Origin of the sequence: Sutterella sp. KLE1602 (assembly GCF_001578585.1) — a bacterium.
Classification (GTDB): Bacteria; Pseudomonadota; Gammaproteobacteria; order Burkholderiales; family Burkholderiaceae_F; genus Sutterella; species Sutterella wadsworthensis_A.
Window position 1 is genome coordinate 1 of sequence record NZ_KQ968522.1, and the last position, 1680, is coordinate 1680.

Annotated in this window: 1 protein-coding gene; it reads right to left on the reverse strand. The window is 55.1% G+C overall.

Going from position 1 to position 1680, the window contains the following annotated elements; translation table 11 throughout:
* Nucleotides 1-91 precede the first annotated feature (91 nt).
* A complete protein-coding gene (gene ltrA / locus HMPREF3036_RS04455; protein WP_231853572.1) occupies nucleotides 92-1456 on the reverse strand; it encodes a group II intron reverse transcriptase/maturase in 1365 nt (454 codons plus the stop codon).
* Between the last annotated feature and the right edge of the window lie 224 nt (nucleotides 1457-1680).

Consider the following 1680-nt stretch of genomic DNA (forward strand, 5'->3'; position numbering starts at 1 on the left):
AATCGGATAGGAGGCATGGGATTACTTCCCATGCCGTCCTTCCACACCACCGTACGTACGGATCCGTATACGGCGGTTCCTAGTAACAGGCTTAACAGCCAGTCAGATGCCATTCCACGGGCCGAGCAATCAGAGCAAGCCAGGTCCATCCTTTTCGTTTCAGGTACTCGTTTGTCAAGGTCGAGGAAAGCACCGGACTCCCGGCCACCCTCCAATAGCTTTTACTCGAGCCTGCGCCCTTCTTCGCCAAGTCTTTGGACGCTCCCAGTTTCCTGAGCGCCTTGTACTTGGTCACCACCCGCTTCCATCTCTTCCAGTAGATCATACGGATGCGCCGTCTGATCCATTCGTCAGTGCCTCTAGCCCACCCCAAGAATGCGGCCAGTCCAAAGTAGTTGCTCCAACCTGAGAGGTAGGTTCGCAGCTCGGACGTAAACTGGTCGAGTCTCTGCCCCTTATTTCTATGCAGGATCTTACGGATGCGGTCCTTGAACTTGGCCTTGCTCCTGAAATGCACGGTAGGAATAATCCGGCCTTTGAGGGGCGCGAAGCCGTAACCCAGAAACTTCAGTTCACGGTTCCCCACGTACACAATCTTGGACTTCTTGCGATTGACGCGCAGTAGAAGTTTCTTTTCGATGAAGCAAGTCAGCGATTCAAACACTCGTGTGGCCGCCCTCTTGGACTTGCAGAGCACAATCATGTCGTCTGCATATCTCGCGAACCTGAGTCCGCGCTTCTCCAATTCCTTGTCCAACTTATCCAACAGGATATTGGCCAGGATCGGAGACAGGGGACCGCCTTGCGGCGCGCCCATATCCCGTGTCTCGAGGCCTTTGTTCGTTTGAACGTCGGCTCTGAGAAAGCGGTGGATGAGGGAGATGACCCTGCCGTCGCTGATACGTTCGGACAGGATCTGCACCATCTTCGAGTGGTTGATCTTGTCGAAGAATTTCTCGAGGTCCATATCGACTGCCCAGACGTACCCTTCTTCGGCATAGGCCGTCACGGCCATGATCGCGTCTTGCGCGCTCTTGCCGGGGCGAAAGCCATAGCTTCGATCGGAGAACGTAAGGTCGTAATATCGGTTCAGAACCTGAGCGATAGCTTGTTGTACAAGTCTATCTCGGACTGTTGGGATGCCCAACTCTCTGAATTTACCCGGTTCCTCCTTGGGAATGCTGACACGAAGAACGGGCGACGGCCTGTATGTGCCTTTGATGATCGCACTGGTGAGTTCATGCGGGTGTGCGCTGATGTAGTCCCGGAGTTCGTCCGTACCCATCCTGTCCACGCCCGGGGCACCACGATTGGCCTCAACTCTCGAAAGAGCCTTGCTCAGATTCGCGTGCTCGAGTATTCTTACTACGGCCTCTGCTGACTCCTCACGACAAGCTTTACTCCGTGGCTGTACCACGTCCGTGAGGCCTCCCCCGGTAAGAACGATCTCTTTCACGCCATCCATCTGCCACATTTACAGCCAGAGGTTACGGGCGGTCTTAGGGCTTTACCTTCCATGGCAGGCTTACCCACCCTGGTTGCCTGATGTGATTTCTATTCGTCAGACCGGCGTTTTGCCTTGGGCTTCCTTCAGATTCCACCTCGCGATGGACACCCTTGCCGTTGGCTAGAGGCTTGGTGACCGCACCCTGCCTTCGGGACTTTCACCCTGTAGAGATC